General features: G+C 47.5%; 15 protein-coding genes. 13 read left to right on the top strand and 2 right to left on the bottom strand.

The genetic code is table 11. The features are described 5' to 3' along the window. The first annotated feature begins 185 nt into the window (after positions 1-185). From hpf to NKT06_RS28365, 4 genes are all read left to right on the top strand, one after another. Positions 186-749 (top strand): ribosome hibernation-promoting factor, HPF/YfiA family, encoded by a 564-nt coding sequence (hpf, locus tag NKT06_RS28380; RefSeq protein ID WP_047840659.1) that lies wholly within the window; start codon positions 186-188, stop codon positions 747-749. A 984-nt stretch (positions 750-1733) separates the two neighbouring features. Continuing rightward, positions 1734-4238, top strand: coding sequence for a preprotein translocase subunit SecA (secA, locus tag NKT06_RS28375; protein WP_253441265.1), 2505 nt, complete (start codon positions 1734-1736; stop codon positions 4236-4238). Between the two features lie 474 nt (positions 4239-4712). After that, positions 4713-5826, top strand: a protein-coding gene (prfB, locus tag NKT06_RS28370) for a peptide chain release factor 2 (RefSeq protein WP_124116498.1) whose coding sequence is annotated in 2 segments (ribosomal slippage) — positions 4713-4784 and positions 4786-5826 — 1113 coding nt in all. Because the reading frame shifts where the segments join, the coding sequence is not laid out codon by codon here. Between the two features lie 134 nt (positions 5827-5960). Further along, entirely contained in the window at positions 5961-6869 is a 909-nt protein-coding gene (locus tag NKT06_RS28365) for a YitT family protein (protein WP_253441263.1), read from the top strand. A gap of 316 nt (positions 6870-7185) precedes the next feature. Here the strand turns inward: NKT06_RS28365 and cls are convergent, their stop codons facing one another. Continuing rightward, positions 7186-8634 carry a cardiolipin synthase gene (gene cls, locus NKT06_RS28360; RefSeq protein ID WP_253441261.1) on the bottom strand — a complete coding sequence of 483 codons (1449 nt, stop codon included), beginning with the start codon at positions 8632-8634 and terminating at the stop codon, positions 7186-7188. Between the two features lie 330 nt (positions 8635-8964). Here cls and argC point away from each other — a divergent pair, with 330 nt between their 5' ends. From argC to argH, 7 genes are all read left to right on the top strand, one after another. Further along, entirely contained in the window at positions 8965-10014 is a 1050-nt protein-coding gene (argC, locus tag NKT06_RS28355; protein WP_253441259.1) for an N-acetyl-gamma-glutamyl-phosphate reductase, read from the top strand. A gap of 130 nt (positions 10015-10144) precedes the next feature. Further along, the gene (gene argJ / locus NKT06_RS28350) at positions 10145-11383 is read left to right on the top strand and encodes a bifunctional glutamate N-acetyltransferase/amino-acid acetyltransferase ArgJ (protein ID WP_253441257.1); all 1239 of its coding nucleotides are present in this window, start codon (positions 10145-10147) and stop codon (positions 11381-11383) included. Between the two features lie 333 nt (positions 11384-11716). After that, positions 11717-12556: an acetylglutamate kinase gene (gene argB, locus NKT06_RS28345; RefSeq protein WP_253441256.1), complete on the top strand. Its 840-nt coding sequence runs from the start codon at positions 11717-11719 to the stop codon at positions 12554-12556. A 359-nt stretch (positions 12557-12915) separates the two neighbouring features. After that, positions 12916-14163: an aspartate aminotransferase family protein gene (locus tag NKT06_RS28340; protein WP_253441254.1), complete on the top strand. Its 1248-nt coding sequence runs from the start codon at positions 12916-12918 to the stop codon at positions 14161-14163. Between the two features lie 187 nt (positions 14164-14350). Further along, a complete protein-coding gene (gene argF / locus NKT06_RS28335; RefSeq protein WP_047840650.1) occupies positions 14351-15316 on the top strand; it encodes an ornithine carbamoyltransferase in 966 nt (321 codons plus the stop codon). 157 nt (positions 15317-15473) lie between these two features. Next, a complete protein-coding gene (locus tag NKT06_RS28330; protein WP_253441252.1) occupies positions 15474-16709 on the top strand; it encodes an argininosuccinate synthase in 1236 nt (411 codons plus the stop codon). A gap of 106 nt (positions 16710-16815) precedes the next feature. Then, on the top strand, positions 16816-18219 hold the full coding sequence (gene argH / locus NKT06_RS28325; protein ID WP_253442857.1) for an argininosuccinate lyase: 1404 nt from the start codon (positions 16816-16818) through the stop codon (positions 18217-18219). Between the two features lie 198 nt (positions 18220-18417). Here the strand turns inward: argH and NKT06_RS28320 are convergent, their stop codons facing one another. Then, entirely contained in the window at positions 18418-19206 is a 789-nt protein-coding gene (locus tag NKT06_RS28320; protein WP_253441250.1) for an alpha/beta hydrolase, read from the bottom strand. A gap of 298 nt (positions 19207-19504) precedes the next feature. On the opposite strand from NKT06_RS28320, the gene NKT06_RS28315 reads away from it, so the two are divergent. After that, complete coding sequence (locus NKT06_RS28315; protein ID WP_253441248.1) at positions 19505-20128, top strand: YhbD family protein; 624 nt, start codon at positions 19505-19507, stop codon at positions 20126-20128. A gap of 14 nt (positions 20129-20142) precedes the next feature. Continuing rightward, the gene (locus NKT06_RS28310) at positions 20143-20871 is read left to right on the top strand and encodes a polymer-forming cytoskeletal protein (RefSeq protein WP_253441246.1); all 729 of its coding nucleotides are present in this window, start codon (positions 20143-20145) and stop codon (positions 20869-20871) included. Positions 20872-20899: the final 28 nt, after the last annotated feature.

Here is a 20899-nt window from a genome sequence, read left to right as displayed (position 1 = left end):
AATAACTCATACCAAGTAAATATTCGATTATGGCTGAATATGATGAAATATCGCGAAATATGGCGTTATGCCTATGTTGGCAGATGTGGCTTGAACAGATGTCATTATTCGGTCACCGGGAATTTTTACATGGCGCTTACATTCGTGTTATAATGAAGTGGCAAAGGAAAAAGGAGGAGTGCCCTATGAATTTAAGTATTCGAGGTCAACAAATCGAGGTTACTGATGCTTTGAAGGATTATGTCGACAAAAAGTTGAGTAGACTCGAGAAGTATTTCGATGCACCCCTTAACTCTGACGGTGCTGTTACATTGAGCACGACGAGAGGTTTGCATACGGTAGAGGTGACGATCCCTTTGAAAGGCATTGTGCTCCGCGCTGAGGATGAGAGCGATGATATGTATGCATCCATTGACTCCGTGGTGGACAAGCTGGAACGTCAGATCCGCAAACACAAAACAAAAATTAACCGTAAGTTCCGCCAGGAAGGCAGCCTGAAAACGCTCTTCGTTGAAGATCCAACAGGCACTGTAGCTACAGCTGAACTGGATGCGGACACGGATGACGATGATCTTGAAGTTGTACGGACGAAACGCTTTATGTTGAAACCAATGGACGTGGAAGAGGCCATCCTCCAGATGAACATGGTTGGTCACAATTTCTTCGTATTCTCCAACATTGACAGTGAAGAAGTTAGCGTTGTTTACAAACGGAACGATGGCAAGTACGGATTGATCGAACAAGGTTAATCTTAAACGTACAGGATCATCGGTTTGATCTTGCATATGAATATCTAATAATAATGAACACAGGAACTGCAGTTTCCTGGATCAGGTTTAACAAGAGCTTCCATTCCTTAGGGATGGGGCTCTTTTGTGCGTAGAGGAGCTGGGAAATGATCTTTGGAAATAAAATGGTGAAACTATTCCCTATGCTGCTGCGTCTAATAGATAGTATGAAGAATCACAATCCGTACAATTTTATCACCAGATTCCGATGGTTACGAAAATATTCGCACACCTACATTCGAGAACTGGATATTGAGATTTCCATCCAAATTTACCATCAAAATTCGTTGGCAGGGCTTTCTACCCTGCAAAATGAAACATGACAATCGAACGCTTCGGCTAACGACTATGATTTTTTGCACTTAAACTCCATTTGATATGTCTCAGAAGTTCAAAGAAGTGTGCCGTGGCGTGTTGCGGCGGCCCTTACAAACTGTTACAATTTATGCAAAGAGAATCATTGTCCTGATGAGGAATTGTCAACGAATGATCGCTAATCATAATCAATGACAGGCACAGCACCATGAACATGATTCGCAAGGCGCGGGCTTCGGCTAGTTTTTAATAATCGAATCCGTCTGAACACCGAATCAGCTTCATGAGGAACCCTTGGCAAGCCTGGAGTTGATTCATCATATTACTTATTAGCATATGATTTGAATTTGATTTTTACACGGATGACGAAGAGGGCAGAAATGACCTGTAGAAGCGAAGCGTTCGCCTTTATCCCCGGATTTAACCCTCTGAGAAGAGAGTTTAAAAGAAATCAGGGGATAACAGCGATCGAAAGGACATTCTGGCAACTGAGTAGATGAAGTGTAACCTTCATTAAGCTCAAATTATATTGTTTGTCACCCCCGGGGGAAAGTGGATGCAACATCCATCCGATGGTGTCGCGTGGCGGCAACAGGGGGTCTATTCTGTTTTGCACGAAAGGGGTATACCATGCTAGGACTTGTCAAAAAGATCTTCGGCGACATGAACGAACGTGATGTTAAACGTCTGATGAAGACGGTCGATGTGATCAATAAACTGGAACCACAATTTCAGGCGTTGTCTGATGAACAACTGAAAGGTAAAACGGACGAATACCGTGCTCGTATTGAAAAGGGAGAAACAACAGATGAGCTTCTTCCAGAGGCATTTGCAACCGTACGTGAGGCTTCACGCCGTGTACTGGGTAAGCGCCACTACGATGTACAGATGCTGGGCGGTATCGCGCTGCATGAAGGCCGTATTTCCGAGATGAAAACGGGTGAAGGTAAAACGCTGGTAGGAACACTTCCGGTATATCTGAACGCTTTGATGTCTAAAGGTGTACACGTGGTCACGGTCAATGACTATTTGGCACAGCGGGATAGCCAGGAAATGGGACAAATCTATGAATTCATGGGCATGACGGTAGGGGTTAACCTGAGCGGTATGGACCATGCTTTGAAACAGCATGCGTATGCATGTGATATTACGTACGGAACGAACAACGAATTTGGTTTTGACTATCTGCGTGACAACATGGTGCTATACAAAGAGCAAATGGTACAACGTCCATTGTTCTTCTGTATCATTGATGAGGTGGACTCCATCCTGGTCGATGAGGCGCGTACGCCACTCATTATCTCCGGACAAGCCCAGAAATCGACGGACATGTACTATGCAGCAGATCGCTTTGTGAAACGTCTGGTGCCAGAGGAAGACTTTACGGTAGACATCAAGGTGAAATCCGTAGCGTTGACTGAGGCGGGTGTGGCAAAAGCAGAGAAAGCATTTGGTATCGAGAACTTGTATGATCATGCCAACGTTACGCTCAACCATCACATCGTGCAGGGTTTGAAAGCGAACGTAATCATGCGTCGTGACGTGGATTATGTGGTCAGTGATGAGGAAGTCATGATCGTCGATGAATTCACAGGCCGTCTGATGTCTGGACGTCGTTACAGTGATGGATTGCACCAAGCAATTGAAGCCAAAGAAGGCATTGAAGTACAAAACGAGAGCATGACGCTTGCTACGATTACCTTCCAGAACTATTTCCGGATGTACCGTAAACTTGCGGGTATGACGGGTACAGCGAAAACCGAGGAAGAAGAGTTCAAAAAAATCTACGGTCTCGAAGTACTGCAAATTCCAACCAACCGTCCGAACAAACGGGATGACATGGCAGATGTCGTGTACAAGAGCATCGATGGCAAGTTCAAAGCGGTTGTGGAAGAGATCGTGGAACGCCACAGCAAGAACCAGCCGGTTCTGGTAGGTACAGTGTCCATCGAGAACTCAGAGCGCCTGTCGGATATGCTTAAGCGCCGCGGTGTGAGACACCAGGTACTGAACGCCAAGTACCATGCTGAAGAAGCAGAGATCATCTCGGGAGCCGGCCAAGCGGGTGCAGTAACGATTGCAACCAACATGGCTGGACGGGGTACGGATATTATCTTGGGTGAAGGTGTAGCTGAAGTAGGCGGCCTTCATATCATCGGGACTGAGCGTCACGAATCACGCCGGATTGATAATCAGCTGCGTGGTCGTGCGGGACGTCAGGGTGACCCGGGTTCAACACAATTCTACCTGTCACTGGGTGATGAATTGATGAGACGTTTCGGTGCAGACAATGTATTGAACATGATGGAACGCCTTGGTTTTGAAGAAGACCAACCGATCGAGAGCCGGATGATTACCCGTGCAGTAGAATCGGCGCAGAAACGTGTTGAAGGTAACAACTTTGACGTGCGTAAAGTCGTTCTCCAATATGATGATGTCATGAACCAACAACGTGAAATTATCTATAAACAGCGCCGCGAGGTACTGGAGTCTGAAAATATCAAACAGATCGTTATGGATATGATCAAACCTTCCATTGAACGTATCGTTGAAGCACATTGTGGTGACGATATTCCGGAAAACTGGGAACTGCAGGAAGTTGCCGATTACATGAACAGCAAATTGCTGGATGACGGTTCGGTAACGAAAGATGATCTATGGGGTAAGGAAGCAGAAGAGATCATCGAGTACCTGTTCACGAAAGTTCAGAACAAGTACAATGCACGTGAAGAGCGAATTGGCGAAGAGATGGTTCGTGAGTTCGAGAAAGTGGTTGTGCTGCGTGCAGTAGACAGCAAGTGGATGGATCATATTGATGCAATGGATCAATTGCGTCAAGGTATCCACCTTCGCGCCTATGGCGGTACAGATCCACTGCGTGAGTACCAGTTCGAAGGCTTCGAGATGTTCCATCAGATGATCGCTTCAATTCAAGAAGAAGTAGCGACTTATGTGATGAGAGCACAGATCGAGAGCAATCAGGAGCGTCAAGCGGTTGTTGAGGAAAGCCAGATCTCGACAAGCGGTGAACCTGCTGAGAAACGTCCAGTGAAGGTTTCTGACCAAATCGGACGTAACGATCCATGTCCATGCGGTAGTGGCAAGAAGTTCAAACACTGTCACGGTCAAGAGTAGTACAATGGTTTTTATATACACTTTAGTGTAATAAGTTGAACCTTGATTTTACACCATAACGGAGAGTGCAGAAGCAATCTGAAGAAGCGGAGCGTTCGCCTAAAAGCTTTCTGCAAGAAAGCTTTTAGGCGAACGCTATCCTCGGATTTTCCCCTTGAAAGAGGGAATCAAAAAAATCTGGGGATAAGAGCGATCGGAAGATGCTACTGTAATCGGAGTGATAGGTGTAACATTAACTAGGTCAACTTATATAGCATGACATGAACGGCTCCTCGCAGCCGGGCATTCCATAGGATGAAGTGAAGGATGCAAAACCGATGAATGGTGCATAGTTATAATAATATGACCATGATCACGGAGAAGAGATATACTGATACAACAGTAGTCTCAACGCCAGGGTGATGCATCTGATACCTGATCTGAAGGAATACCCTGGATGCGGGGAGCTTATCTTAATGAAAAGAGGAATTGCACATGATCGATCCAAATGTGAAGCATGACCTGCGTGAAATAGGCAAGAAACTAACAAACCTTAGGGGGTCTCTTTGACTTAGATCTGAAGCAAGAGATGATTGGCAACTTCGAAGTGAAGATGTCTGCTCCGGATTTTTGGGACGACAGTGATAAGGCGCAATCTGTAATCGCTGAGCTGAATGCGGTAAAGGGATCTGTGGATCAATACACGAAACTCCAACAGGACTATGATGATGCGGTGATGATGATAGAGCTGGCGGACGAAGAAGGCGACGAAGACCTCGCTACCGAGATTGGCAACAGTATTACAGCCATCGTGAATAAGGTCGCAGAGTTCGAACTTCAGCTTCTCCTGAATCAGCCATACGATAAGATGAATGCGATCTTGGAGCTTCACCCGGGTGCGGGTGGTACCGAGTCTCAGGATTGGGGCCAGATGCTTCTTCGCATGTACACACGCTGGTCTGAGAAGCGAGGCTTCAAGGTGGAGGTACTGGATTATCTGCCAGGTGATGAGGCTGGGATTAAGAGTGTTACGTTGTCGATCAAGGGACATAACGCTTATGGTTATCTGAAAGCCGAGAAGGGTGTACACCGACTGGTGCGGATCTCTCCTTTTGACTCATCGGGCCGTAGACATACGTCCTTCGTATCCTGTGATGTGGTACCGGAGATTGATGACACGATTGAATTGGACATCCGTACAGAGGATCTCAAGATCGATACGTACCGGGCAAGTGGCGCGGGTGGACAGCATATTAATACCACCGACTCTGCCGTACGGATTACTCACCTTCCGACAGGTGTGGTTGTAACGTGTCAGAATGAACGTTCACAGATCAAGAACCGTGAGCGAGCGATGACGATGCTCCGTTCGAAATTGTATGAGCGTAAAATTGAAGAGCAAAAACAACAGCTGGATGAAATCCGAGGAGATCAGTCGGATATTTCATGGGGTAGCCAGATTCGCTCCTATGTATTCCATCCCTATAGTATGGTAAAGGATCACCGTACAAGTGTAGAGACAGGAAATACAGGAGCAGTAATGGACGGCGACCTCGATGCATTCATCGATGGTTATTTGCGTAGCCAGATTAAAGTAGAAACCGATTAAAATAAGTTCCTGTATGGACCCATGCGTGTAGGCGTATGCTGGTGTATACAGGAGCTTTTTTTTGAATCATTTTATAAGATATAGAGAACATGAACAAACAACTGATCAGTCACAACAAAGGAGAGCACGAGAACATGCAACAACGATCACAATTTCATAATAACCGCAAAAAGAGGTTAACCAGCCTCATCCCCCTTAATGGCCCATGGCGGAATGTGGTGGATACGGTGTCTATCATTTTAGGCTCGTTTTTAATTGCAGTGGCCTTTAATTTATTTTTATTACCGAATCAGATTGCTTCAGGCGGGGTGTCCGGGTTATCAATTCTGGGCAAGGAATGGCTTAATTGGGAACCGGCATATACCCAGTGGGCGATTAACATTCCACTTCTGATTGCAGGATTTCTACTCATTGGTAAACAGTATGGAATCCGCTCAGTCCTCGGCAGTATCGTCCTGCCGCTGTTAGTCTATCTGACGAAGGATTGGGCCATTCCAACAACGAACCCGTTGCTTGGTTCACTGTATGGCGGTATTGGCGTTGGTCTGGGGATCGGCATTGTATACCGCGGTCGAGGATCAACAGGGGGCATGAGCATTCTGGCCAGAATCGTGCAGAAATACAGTGGACTGAGTTACTCAATCTGTGTGGTGATTATGGATGCTACCGTTATTATTATGGCTGCTTTTGTATTGTCATTGGAACAATCTCTCTATGCACTGATTGGATTGTATGTTACGGGGAAAGTGATCGATGCGGTTGAGATGGGGCTGGGTTTCTCCAAGGTGGCTTATATTATCTCCAACCAGACAGAAGCGATAAGTAAAGTGATTCTCGATGACCTAGACCGTGGTTTGACGAAGCTGGAAGCCAAAGGTGGTTACACCGATGATCAGCGAACTGTCCTGATGGTGGTGGTTGGGCAAAATGAGGTGCCAAGACTCAAAACGTTGATCCGGTCCGTAGACCCAGGGGCTTTTGTCATTATCAGTAACGCACACGAAGTGCTCGGCGAAGGTTTTAAACGGGGAGAGCATGTGTGAACGGAGTGAGAATTAGGTGAGCGAGCCATATAGGCCCATAATTCTGAAAGCTCAAAATAAAAAGCAGGTACGCTCTTCTCTGAGATAACGGAGAGGGAGTACCTGCTTTTCTATTATTAAAAGTTCAATTTAACATTTCACATAACGGAGAGGACAGAAATATCCTGAAGAAGTGGAACGTTCGCCTGAAAGCTTTCTGAAAGAAAGCTACTTCGGAAGCATGTGCTATCCCCGGATTGTCCCCTTTAGAATAGAAATCAAAAAAATCTGGGGATAACAGCGATCGGAAGGCGATTCTGTCATTGGAGTGCCACCGCTACAGAATCGGAGATAACAGACGGGAAATGGCTTCTTTGAAGCGGATGATTAGACTGCGCTTTTGGTACTCCTCGAGCGTCATCTCGCGCGATACATGCAGGTCGTGCTCAAAGGTTTGTACAAGTGCTGTCGCAATCGTTTCATCATACATAAAGGCATTCACCTCAAAGTTCAACCGGAAACTGCGGTAGTCAATATTGGCGGTTCCCACGGATGCAACCAAACTGTCAATGATAAGTGTTTTGGCATGAATGAAGCCATTATCATATATAAATACCTTGGCGCCAACCTTCAACAACTCACCGATATAAGATAACGTAGCCCAATATACGAAAGCATGGTCGGGTTTATTTGGAATCATAATGCGAACATCAATACCAGATAGACACGCGAGACGAATCGCTTCGAATACACTGGCATCCGGGATAAAATAAGGCGTTTGAATCAGAATCGAGTGTTTGGCACCATTAATCATCTTGAGATAACTGTTCTTGATATGCTCAGTCTCCGCATCCGGGCCACTGGAGACAATCTGCATGGCAGTGTTGCCCGTACCCTCGATATGAGGGAAATGTGCCGGAACATAAGGTGTATCGTGTTGCTTGGACGCTTCATTCCAATCCAGGAGGAAACGGGTCTGCAATGCATGAACGGCATTCCCCTGAATACGCAGATGTGTGTCGCGCCAGTAACCGAATTTCGAGTTCAAGCCTAGATACTCATCACCAACATTGAATCCGCCCGTGTACCCAAGGTTACCATCAATGATGACAATCTTACGGTGATTACGATAGTTCATACGCAAGTTGATCAGACTGAATTTAGACGGGAAAAAGACTTCAACCAAACCGCCTGCTTCGCGCAATTCTTTGAAAAAGCGTTTGGATACTCGCCGCGATCCGAGCGCGTCATAGAGCAGACGAACTTTGATGCCTTCCCGCGCCTTGCGGATGAGTGCATCCCGGATTCTTTTGCCCAGACGGTCGCCTCTATAGATGTAGTATTGCACGTGCACGTGATCCTGAGCCGCTTCGATGTCGTCCAGGAGCCGTTGGAACTTGTCTGTTCCGTCCGTAATGATCTCAACCGCATTATCCTCCGTTAACAGAGCGCCGTTCTGCTTCAGGTTCATATAGATCATGTCCTGGCTACTCTCGGTTGCTTGGTTGCGGAAAGGGGTGCGGTTATCATGCAGCTGCGTGAGCTGGGCTTCAATACGTTCCTCCAGCCCGAGCTTCTTGCGTTCCTTCCACTGGAAAAGCCGGTATCGGGTCAGGTTCTGACCAGTTAAAAGATAAAGTACAAACCCAAACACCGGAATAAAGTTCAAGACAAGCAGCCAAGCCCAGGAAGCGCTAGCATCCTTCCGCTCGAAGAAAACAACGGCTGCTGCAAAAATAATATTCAGGCCCAGGAGTACAATAAGTAAAATGGATTCGATATGCACTATAGTCCCCCACGTCTCATAATGACCATCATGAATCTATTCATATGTCCTTGATTAGCAGGTTAGTTATGAATGAGACCCTGATTGTAATGTTTCCTACTAATACGTATTTTAACAGAAGTATACCTGTTCGTCCCGGATGTTAAAAAAGATATGTTCGGATTGGATGGAAATCCATGTGAAATTGATGATAGAGTGTTGTATTTATATAACCAGAGTCGTATAATAATACACAAATATGCATATAAGCGACGGAATTGCTGTGTTCGGGCTTCATTCATGCAAGGGCATAGCACAAGTAGCGCATACATCGAGATTGGGGGAGCGAGAGTGAATAACAAATTAAAAGTAGCAATCGTCGGTTCCACCGGCTACGGCGGGGTGGAGCTGATTCGTTTTTTCCAGAACCATCCGCAGGTTGAAATCACATCGGTGATCTCATCATCGAGCAGTGGTGAGTCCATCGCAGATGGATTTCCGCATTTGACGGGCGTGATTCACAGGCCACTCGACGGTGTAGATCCGGCTGAAATTGCGAGTCGTGCAGATCTGGTATTCACAGCAACCCCGTCTGGCGTAAGTGCGAAGCTCGTACCAAGCCTGCTGGCAGCAGGGCTTAAGGTCATTGACCTGTCTGGCGATTTCAGACTCAAAGATGGAACAGTGTACGAAGAGTGGTACAAACATCCGGCGCCTTCAGCTGATTTGCTGGAACAAGCTGTATACGGCATGGCTGAGGTGTACGGGGAAAAGGTGAAGGGACAGAATTTCATATCCAACCCAGGCTGTTACCCAACGGCTACACTTCTTGGACTGATCCCTGCAGTAGAGGCAGGCTGGATTGATCCTTCTACTATTATTATTGATGCCAAATCAGGCGTGTCCGGGGCAGGACGCGGAACAAGTCTGACAAACCATTATGCAGAGATGAATGAAAATCTCAAAGCCTATAAACTGAACAAACACCAACATATTCCCGAGATCGAACAAGTGCTTGGTGATCTAACGGGAACGCCTGTTACGGTTACCTTTACAACACATCTGGTGCCTATGACACGTGGGATCATGAGTACGATGTATGCAAAACTCGTTGGGGAACACAGCGATCGGGAGATCGTAGATTTATACCGCAAATATTATGAGAACAGACCTTTCGTACGTGTACGTGAACCGGGCATCTGGCCTTCTACCAAAGAAGTGTACGGATCCAACTATTGTGATATCGGATTTGCGGTAGATCCTCGCACAGGGCGTTTGACCATTATTTCGGTCATCGACAACCTGGTGAAGGGTGCATCCGGGCAAGCGATTCAAAATATGAACCTGATGATGGGATGGGAGGAGAACCTCGGGCTGAACATGACACCGGTATATCCATAAGGGATTGGAATTCAGGAGGAGTACTGGAACATTCGGTGTAAAGTGCTTTCTCGGAGTCACTTAGGGAGATCGGATCAGGTTAAGCAGGCGGATCATCGGCATATAGCTGAGCGCATACGGGGGATATGATATGGGGACGAATGTGGAGCAACAAAGTTTTACCGTGGTTGAGAACGGAACAATTGTAACCCCTGGGGGGTTCACTGCTGGTGGACTTCACTGCGGGTTGAAAAAAACATCTCGTAATGATATCGGAGCGATCCGATGTGATGTACCGGCTACAGCTGCTGCTGTATACACAACGAACGTGTTTCAAGCGGCACCACTCAAAGTAACGCGCGAAAGCTTGAGCAACGGACGCCTTCAGGCTGTTATCGTTAACAGTGGTAATGCCAATGCATGTACAGGGCAACAAGGGGAAGAAGATGCTTATGCGATGCGTTCGGCTGCTGCGCGTGAGTTGGGTGTGGCGGAAGAGGACGTGGCTGTGGCATCCACAGGTGTCATTGGGGAATTGCTCAAAATGGATGCTGTACATTCAGGCATCACCGGACTTCCAGCGCATATGGGCAAGGAGTCTAATGAGGCGGAACAATTTTCACAAGCGATTCTGACAACGGATTTGGTGAAAAAGGAAGCTTGCGTCTCCGTTCTGGTTAACGGCAAGACGGTTACGATTGCGGGAGCCGCCAAAGGCTCGGGTATGATTCATCCGAATATGGCGACAATGCTCGCTTTCATGACCTCTGATGCGGTCATTGGTGCAGAAGCGTTGCAGCGCCTGCTTCGCCAGGCAACCAATCATACATTCAACATGATTACCGTTGATGGCGATACAAGTACGAACGACATGTTGGTAGCCATGTCCAGTGGATATGCAGGCAATGAAGAGCTGACAACAGAGCATCCGGATTGGGACGTTTTTGCAGCCGGCTTCACCTATGTATGCCAAGTGCTGGCCAAAGCCATTGCTCGCGATGGTGAAGGAGCAACCAAACTGGTTGAGGTAGAAGTGACTGGTGCAGTAAGTGATGAATCCGCGCAAGCGATTGCCAAAACCGTCATCGGGTCCAGTCTGGTGAAATCAGCTATGTTTGGCGCTGATGCCAACTGGGGACGGATTATTGCAGCCGTAGGACGTGCAGGGCAACCAGTGAACCCGGATACGGTAAATATACGGTTGGGAGAGATCTCGGTACTTGAACAGTCCCGTCCCGTCGTTTTCAACGAAGAATTGGCATTGGCCTATTTGCAGACCGATACAGTACGCATTGTGGTGGATCTGCACCACGGCGAAGGAACAGCAACAGCCTGGGGCTGTGACCTGACGTATGACTACGTCCGAATTAACGCAGCATACCGCACGTAATAAGCCTTTGGACAAAATGTTTACGAAACAGCTCTCTTCTATTGTGAAGCTGGTTTGAAATATTTCAAAAATCATCAATGAAATTTAAACTTGTTATTTAATGTTTGATATATAGCGATAGTAATGAAGAAGACGGAATTGATTCTGAAGAAGCGGAGCGGTCGCCTTTGTCTCCAGGTTTTCCCCATATAGGAGGAATTCAAAAAAAACTGGAGACAACAGCGATCGAAAGAACAATCCGAATTCGGAATGGACTCATAGCAGCCTTTGTCATCCTTTAAAGGTGTTGGATTTTATTGAATGTGATTTTTACTAAGAAAGGAGCTTGCCCTCATGAATTCAACAATGCCAAACAACAGTACCGCAACGGAAGCGAGCACAGAGAAACAGATGTTTGTCATGAAATGTGGAGGCAGCACACTGGCGGCATTGCCAGAGTCCTTCTTTGCGGATCTGCGTGATTTGCAATCTCAGGGCACGCAGCCGGTAATCGTGCATGGTGGAGGTCCTGCGATTTCGGATAACCTGGCGAAGCTTGGTATCGAAACTGAATTCGTTAATGGCCTACGCAAAACAACGGAACCTGTGCTGGACGTAGTGGAGATGGTGCTTGCGGGCAGTATCAACAAACAGATCGTGCGCCTGATCCAACGTGTGGGCGGTCGTGCACTAGGTTTATCCGGCGTGGACGGTGGCTTGATCCAGGCTAAACCTGTTACAAACCACGCAGAGATCGGCTGGGTAGGCGATGTCACTGGTGTGAACGCAGAAATTATCCAAGGCATCGTGAACATGGGTTACATGCCGGTTATCGCGCCAGTTGGTGTGGATGCCACCGGACAACGCTACAACATCAACGCAGATACAGCTGCGGGTGCTGTGGCGTCTCATCTTGGCGTAAGTCGGATGATTGTCGTGACTGACGTTCCTGGCATTATGAAGAACGTAGGCGGCGAGAAAAAAGTACTGCCATCCGTATCTGTACAGGAGATTGAGGATATGATCCAAACCGGAGAAATTTATGGCGGCATGATTCCTAAAGTGCGTGCAGCTATTGCATGTATTCATGGTCAAGTACGTGAGGTCGTCATCGTAGACGGCAGCGAACCACAGATCCTGAGCCGAGTGCTTGGTGGAGAAATCATCGGAACAAAAATTATCCGTATGCAGTAATTTTCTCAGTGCGCTAGGGTCTTCATGGTCTTATATTAAATAAAAAAAATATGTGCACGGCTTTTTTGTGAATATTGGCATAGCACGATAACGAAGAGCGCAGAATCAATCTGAAGAAACAGAAACGCGAGAACGTAGAGGACAGAAATAACCTGAAGAAGCGAAGCGTGCGCCTTTATCCCCGGATTTCGACCTTTAAACAATTAATCAAGAAATCCGGAGATAACAGCGATCGGAAGGTTGTTCTGTCATCGAAGTGGAGTATGCAGACGTTCAAAAGATGGTACTGTACTCGGAGTGATCTAGTGCTATATTTTATTCACCTTAGGTGTGCACCAACCAATAGGAGTGATATGGTGATGGCAAAAGGCAACGAACAGCCAGGTTCTGGCACAGCGGTAGCGGGCGCAACAGGTGCAGCGGCACAGACGGAAAGCTCACTTTTCCCAACGTATGCGCGTTATCCAATCAGTCTGGTCAAAGGTAAAGGCAGCTGGTTATGGGATGATCAGGGCAACCGTTATCTCGATTTCATGTGCGGGCTCGCTGTAACGAGTCTGGGCCATGGACCGGAGAAAGTCGGCGCCAAGCTGAAAGCTCAGATTGATGAGTTGTGGCATGTATCCAACCTGTTCCAGATTCCGGGCCAGGAGAAGGCAGCAGCTTTGCTGACAGCCAATACATGCGCTGATGCAGTGTTCTTCTGTAACAGTGGTGCCGAAGCGAACGAAGCGGCTATCAAAGTAGCCCGTCGTTATCACCAGAAGGTGAAGGGCACAGATCGCTATGAAGTGATCACATTTGCACAGTCCTTCCATGGACGGACACTCGCTACACTGACAGCAACTGGACAGGATAAGGTGAAAGAAGGATTTTTGCCATTACCAGCCGGATTTGTAACCGTACCTTTGCATGATATCCCTGCACTTGAAGCGGCAATTGGACCTAACACGGCAGCGATTATGCTGGAGATGGTTCAGGCCGAGGGTGGTGTATATCCGGTTGAACCGGAATTCGTCAAGCATGTACGGAAACTGTGTGATGAGCACGGATTGTTACTCATTGTGGATGAAGTGCAGACTGGAATGGGACGTACAGGCAAACTGTTCGCGCACGAACATTATGGCATCGAGCCAGATGTGTTTACTGTGGCTAAAGGTATCGGTAGTGGTTTCCCTGTAGGCGCGATGTTGGGTAAAGGCTTCCTGCGGGATGCGTTCACGCCAGGTAGCCATGCGACCACCTTTGGTGGAACACCACTTGCTTCATCCGTTGTGATTGCAACCATCGAAACGATGCTGGAAGATCGCTTGCCAGAGCGTGCAGCAGAGATGGGTGAATACCTGATGAGCTCCCTGCGGAATCGTTTGGCGGGTAATTCCTTTGTGAAGGAAGTTCGTGGCTTGGGATTGTTGGTCGGCATTGAATGTGCTGAGCCGGTAGGCGACATTGTGCTTGCTGGGCAAAAACGCGGTATCTTGTTCGTCTCTGCAGGACCGAATGTGATTCGTTTGCTTCCGAACCTGTATGTGAGCAAAGAAGAGATCGACGAGGCCGTATCACTGGTAGCCACATTGATTGAAGAGCACGTAGCGGCGAAAGCCTAACATAAAACTGAGAAACCTTTCTGTGTCGGGGCCGTTACTGGCCTCGAAGCAGAATGAGATGATGAATCCCTGTAGCCGCGCGGAGAACTTGCGGAAGATGAACTTGAGAAGCACCAAACGCGATGTTAACGGTGCTCTCTTCTGCCCATGCGGGTGCAGGGAACCGGAAATAAGGAGGACATTATAGATGACAGCACAACAGACGGAAAAGATTCAGAAGATTGATCTGAGAGGCCGGGATTTTATCGAGTTCACGGACTATACGGCCGAGGAGATTCGTTATCTGCTTGATCTCGCGATTGAGATTAAAGGCAAGCAAAAAAGCGGTGTACCGTTTCAACCGTTGAAAGGCAAAACGATCGGACTTATTTTTGAAAAATCGTCCACACGTACGCGTGTATCCTTTGAAGTGGGCATGTTCCAGTTGGGTGGACATGCACTCTTCCTGAGTAAAAATGATATCCAGCTGGGTCGCGGGGAAACGACACATGATACAGCCAAAGTACTGTCCCGTTACCTGGACGGCATCATGATCCGTACCTTTGGACACCATAATGTAACTGAACTGGCAGAACATGCGGATGTTCCGGTCATTAACGGCCTGAGCGATGCAGCGCATCCTTGTCAGGTACTGGCAGACTTCCAAACGGTGCTGGAGCACAAAGGCAAGCTCGCAGGTCTGAAAATGGCTTACATCGGAGATGGCAACAATATGGCACACTCCCTGATGCTCGGTGCAGCGAAGATGGGTATGCATGTTGCTGTAGCAACGCCAGAAGGTTATGAGCCGGATAGCGCAGTTGTGGAGCAGGCGCGCATTATCGCACAGGAGAGCGGTTCTGAAGTAACTGTAACGTACAGTGCACAGGAAGCTGCGAAAGATGCAGATATCGTGTATACGGATGTATGGGCAAGCATGGGCTTTGAGGAAGAGCAGAAGATTCGTGAGCAGGCATTTGCGGCATATCAAGTGGACGAGGAACTGATGAAAGGCGCGAAGCCGGACTACATGTTCTTGCACTGTCTGCCAGCACACCGCGGCGAAGAAGTAAGCGCTGGAGTAATTGACGGACCGAACTCCCTGATCTTTGATCAGGCGGAGAATCGCTTGCATGCACAGAAAGCATTAATGGCTGCGTTAATGAGCGAATAGATGCTGTTTGCCTTTATGGGTTGATTTTAGGCGCAGATTTCGCGATGATAGATTCATCTATAATGTACTTTAAAAAGTTAGTTAAATAAGAAGCTCGTAGGATTCAGTGTATGAAGGCTCTGTTTAACTTAACTGATCTTGGGGAGGACCATCGAACATGGCTAAGGAAAAAATTGTACTCGCGTATTCAGGCGGGTTGGACACATCTGTAATTTTGAAATGGTTGAAAGAAACATATGATGCTGAGATTATCGCCTTCACAGCGGATATCGGACAAAAGGACGAACTGGATGGCTTGGAGGAAAAAGCACTCGCTACTGGCGCTTCCAAAGTATACATCGACGATCTGCGTGATGAATTCGCGAAAGATTTCATCTATCCGATGTTCCAGGCAGGTGCCCTCTATGAAGGACAATACCTGCTCGGCACAAGTATCGCTCGTCCACTGATCGCTAAACGCATGGTGGATATCGCTCGTGCAGAAGGCGCTACAGCCATCGCTCACGGCGCTACGGGTAAAGGAAATGACCAAGTTCGCTTTGAGTTGAATGCGGCTGCGCTGACGCCAGACATTAACGTCATTGCACCTTGGCGTCTGGAAGAATTCCGCAACCAATTCCCGGGACGTGCCGAGATGATTGCTTACGCTGAGAAACATGGTATTCCGGTAACCGCATCTGCGGCTAAACCATACTCCACAGACCGTAACTTGCTGCATATCAGCTATGAGAGCGGTGTGCTTGAAGATCCTTGGTTCGATCCAAGCGCGGACGAGAACAAAGACATGTTCCTGCTGAGCAGTGCACCTGAAGATGCGCCGGACCAAGCGGAATATGTTGAGCTTGAATTCGAAAAAGGCGACTGTGTTGCACTGAACGGTGAACGCCTGAGCCCGCTGCAAGTGATGGAGCAACTGAACGAGCTGGGTGGCAAACATGGTATTGGCCGTGTAGATATGGTTGAAAACCGTTTTGTTGGTATGAAGAGCCGTGGCGTATACGAAACACCGGGTGGAACAATCTTGTTCACTGCACATCGCAAAATGGAATCCATCACGATGGACCGTGAAGTGATGAACCTGCGTGACAGCCTGATCACACGTTACAGCACATTGGTATACAACGGTTTCTGGTTCGCACCGGAACGTCTGGCGCTGCAAGCGCTGGTGAGCGAAAGCCAGAAGAACGTTACAGGTACAGTTCGTGTGAAACTTTACAAAGGCAACATCATCGGCGCAGGTGTGAAAAGTCCTGTCAGCCTCTACAATCCGGACATCGCAACGATGGAAGCTGATCCAACGCAAGCTTACGATCAAGGTGATGCAACAGGCTTTATCCGCCTGAATGCACTGCGTTTGAAAGTAAACTCCGGCGTGGAGCAGAACAAAAACTAATTTCAACCTGCATCATAGATCTATATCAATATAAATGACAAGACAGGCCGTTCTTGCACATCAGGCAGGAGCGGCTTTGTCCATGAGCGAAAGGGGAGTACTCACTGTGAGCAAGCTGTGGGGAGGACGTTTTACAAAACAAACCAATCATTTGGTTGAGGAATATACGGCATCGATTAATTTTGACAAAGCATTGGCTGAAGAGGATATCCAGGGAAGTCTGGCCCATGTGACGATGTTAGGCAAATGCGGCATTCTCCCAGCGGAAGATGTAGAAACGATCAAAGAAGGACTGATCACCGTTCTGCACAAAATCCGTGCGGGCGAAGTTGAATTCTCCGTATCGGACGAAGACATCCACATGAATATTGAGAAAAACCTGATCGAGACGATTGGCCCTGTAGGCGGTAAATTACATACAGGCCGTAGCCGGAACGACCAGGTTGCAACGGATATGCACCTATACTTGCGTGAGCGCGTGGTTGGATTTGTAGGCATGCTGCATTCCTTGCAGGAAGCACTGATTGGACAAGCGAAAGATAACCTCGATACCATCGTACCGGGTTATACGCATCTTCAACGGGCACAGCCGATTCTGTTCGCCCATCACCTGATGGCGTATGTCTCTATGTTCCAACGGGATGCTGAGCGGCTGATGGACAGCTACAAACGCATTAACATCCTGCCACTGGGCGCAGGTGCGCTCGCGGGCACAACTTTCCCGATCGACCGTCATTTTGTGGCGGAACAACTGGGCTTTGACGGCGTGTACGAGAACAGTCTGGACGCAGTAAGCGACCGTGACTTTATCGTAGAGTTCCTGGCGGCAGCTTCGCTGATCATGACTCACTTGTCCCGTCTGAGTGAAGAGCTGGTACTGTGGAGCAGCACGGAGTTTGGGTTTGTTGAACTGGACGATGCATTCTGCACAGGCAGCAGCATTATGCCTCAGAAGAAAAACCCGGACGTTCCTGAACTGGTTCGTGGTAAAACAGGACGTGTGTACGGCAACCTGATTGGTTTGCTGACGGTTTTGAAATCTCTCCCACTGGCATACAACAAAGATATGCAGGAAGACAAAGAAGGCATGTTCGATACGGTAGCAACGCTGGAAGGTGCACTTCAACTGTTTGCTCCAATGATCGCGACAATGACCGTGAACAAGGATCGTATGCGTCAAGCGGTCAACCAGGATTTCTCGAACGCTACGGATATTGCCGATTTCCTCGTAGGCGAAGGCTTGCCTTTCCGTCAGGCGCATGAAGTCATTGGTAAAACAGTGCTGTACTGCATCCAGAACAGCAAGTATTTGCTGGATCTGACGATCGATGAATTCAAGCAGTTCTCACCGCTGTTCGATGAACGCATCTATGACGTACTGCAACCGGAAGCTGTTGTGAACGCTCGTAATGTTTACGGCGGAACAGCTTCGGGTCAAGTCGCGGAAGCCATCGGACGCAGTGAAAAGGTACTGGAAATTACCGAGCAATGGATTACGAACCGCGGTTAATACCACGGTTACTATAGGTATTTGTACAGATACGACAGTACAATAAAGAAGCAGGCCAGAGAACTTTGTTCTCAACGGCCTGCTTTTTTGTGCTTTATAGCGATATGATGTGGATCATTCATAACGCCATAGCAACGGAAGGTTGTTTTGTCATTGGAATGCTAGTCTTCATTATCTGCAGGGGCTACTAATGCTCTACTAATCGCGCTTGGGCAAAGGCAACCATTTCAATACATCCTGGATCTTGGCATCCCAGTAGCCCCATTCATGTTCACCAGGTCCTTCCTCATAGGTCAATTCGAAGTTTGTTTGTTCGCAGGCTTGACGGAAAGTTTGATTATCCTCATACAGGAAATCTTCCGTTCCGCAACATTGGTAGAGCAAAGGTCGTGGGCTTTCGCCAGACTGATTTTCTTTTAACAGATGGATCAGATCGTTCTCTGTACCTGCCACATCGGGTCCAAAAATCCGCTGTAACTCTGTCTGTTGTAATGCTGAGGATGCGTTTCTATCCATATGTGCAGACATATCGAGTGCTCCAGACAAACTGGCAGCTGCCGCATATTGCTCTGGTTTACGAAGGGCCAGCTTGAACGCGCCATAACCACCCATGGATAATCCAGCAACGAAGTTATCCTCACGCTTTGATGACAGAGGGAAGAAAGAACGAGCAAGTGAGGGCAGTTCTTCGCTGATAAACGTCCAGTATTTTCCGCCTTCGACCATATCCGTATAGAAACTACGATGTACCTGTGGCATAACAACGGCGATTCCAAGGTTTGCTACATAACGTTCAATCGATGTGCGGCGCAGCCAGATGGAATCATCATCCGATAGACCGTGTAACAGGTACAGGGTTGGGTGAAGACCTTTGCCAGTCACGTTCTCCATACCGATCTGATTGTGGGTTTGTTGCGGCAGAATGACATGCATGCTGGTACTCAGCCCAAGCGTATCGGAGTAAAAATCACATTTAATAAGTGCCATGAGTATAAGAAACCCCTTTCATAAGTTCGTTAACCACGTGTTTTTGACTTGAGAGGATGAGCCGGGATTGCTCCCTAATAGCTTTTAAGTGTCCATATTTAACAGGTTATACGCATTGCTCGTGCAATGCAATAACAAGATGCACATTAAAAAATCATGCAGGAGTATCTCTAAATTGTAAGGTTTCAACAGGCTAAGCCAGATGAGTGGAATGGCGGGAAGATCAACATTGTTACGACGTTGTTTACAACGTAACAATGTTATGTTACACTGATTTTAATATAAAGGGGGACCATATATGACGGATGATTTGATCTCCAAAAAAGAACTGCTGGACCTGACAGGAATCTCCTACGGCCAGTTATACCGCTGGAAGCGGAAAAATCTCATTCCGGAAGAATGGTTTATTCGAAAGTCGTCCTACACCGGACAAGAGACCTTTTTTCCCAAACAACAGATTTTACTGCGCATTGACAAGATTCTCAATATGAAAGACGGATTATCGCTGGATGAGCTGGCTGACGTGTTCTCACCTACGTTGGGTGAAGTGGAGATGTCTGCACAGCAACTATTAGAGCGAAACATTGTTTCACAAGTCTCGCTGGATCTGTTGAAAGAAGCAGGTCGGGAACAACCGCAATATGCTTTGGAGCAGATTATGATGCTCTACGTCCTTGATAAGCTGTTAATGAGCGGAGATATTACTCGGCAAGAGGGTGCGTTGTTAATCGATGTGATGTCCGAACATTATTATCGTTTTACAGGCAAACCCAGCGAACTGGTGCTTATCCGTAAGATGGGTGTTCCTTCATTCATGCTGGTAACAGCAGGAACGGAGTTTTATTTTGACAATGGTGTGAAGGTGGTTCTCAGACAGCCGATGGGAACATTTATGGAAGAATTAAAACTCAAATTGGGATAAGGAGAGGGTTATCCATGGAAGAACGGAATAAGCGGAATGATCTAAACGTATCGGGTATGAGTCAAACGGCAGGCGGGGAGTTTCACCGCGTATCGATTGATGGCATGGCTAAGGTGAACGGTAATCTGGACTGTACCTCTATGGAAGTGAATGGAACATTGAAGATGCACGGCGCTTTAAGCTCCGAGAGTGCAACGATTAACGGCATGTGTACGTTGAACGGCCCCTTGACCAGTTCGCGTGTTCGTGTGGATGGCATGACAACAATTAACGGAGATCTTCATAGCCCTGAGCTTGAAGTGAACGGGAAATGCACTGTACGGGGACGAGTGGATGGGGAACGAATTGATATTGGCGGCGTGATCGATGTTGAAGGTGATGTGCAATGTGAGTCCCTGAACGTACAGGGAAATATAAAGATCAGCGGCTTCCTGAATGCAGGAACAGTGGAGATCAGGCTTCATACCTCTTCTTCGGCTAGAGAGATTGGCGGAGAGCGTATTGATATTCGTCGCAAGGAACAACAGAACGGGTTCTGGAAAAGTATTGGCCTGGCCGGGACTCCATCATTTAAGACATCCTTAATTGAGGGCGATGAGATTGTGCTGGAAGATACCGAAGCTGATATTGTTCGGGGGAGTAACATTTTTATCGGTCGCGGCTGTAACATCAGGCTGGTCGAGTATTCAGGTGAACTTGAGGTAGATCAGGATGCCAAGGTGGGCAGCAGTCAGCGAATTTAAATTTTGGATATGGAGAGAAAGGGATGGG

It is taken from the genome of Paenibacillus sp. 1781tsa1, from assembly GCF_024159265.1.
In the GTDB taxonomy this organism is placed as follows: Bacteria; Bacillota; Bacilli; order Paenibacillales; family Paenibacillaceae; genus Paenibacillus.
This window is presented reverse-complemented; position numbering and strand designations above follow the sequence as displayed.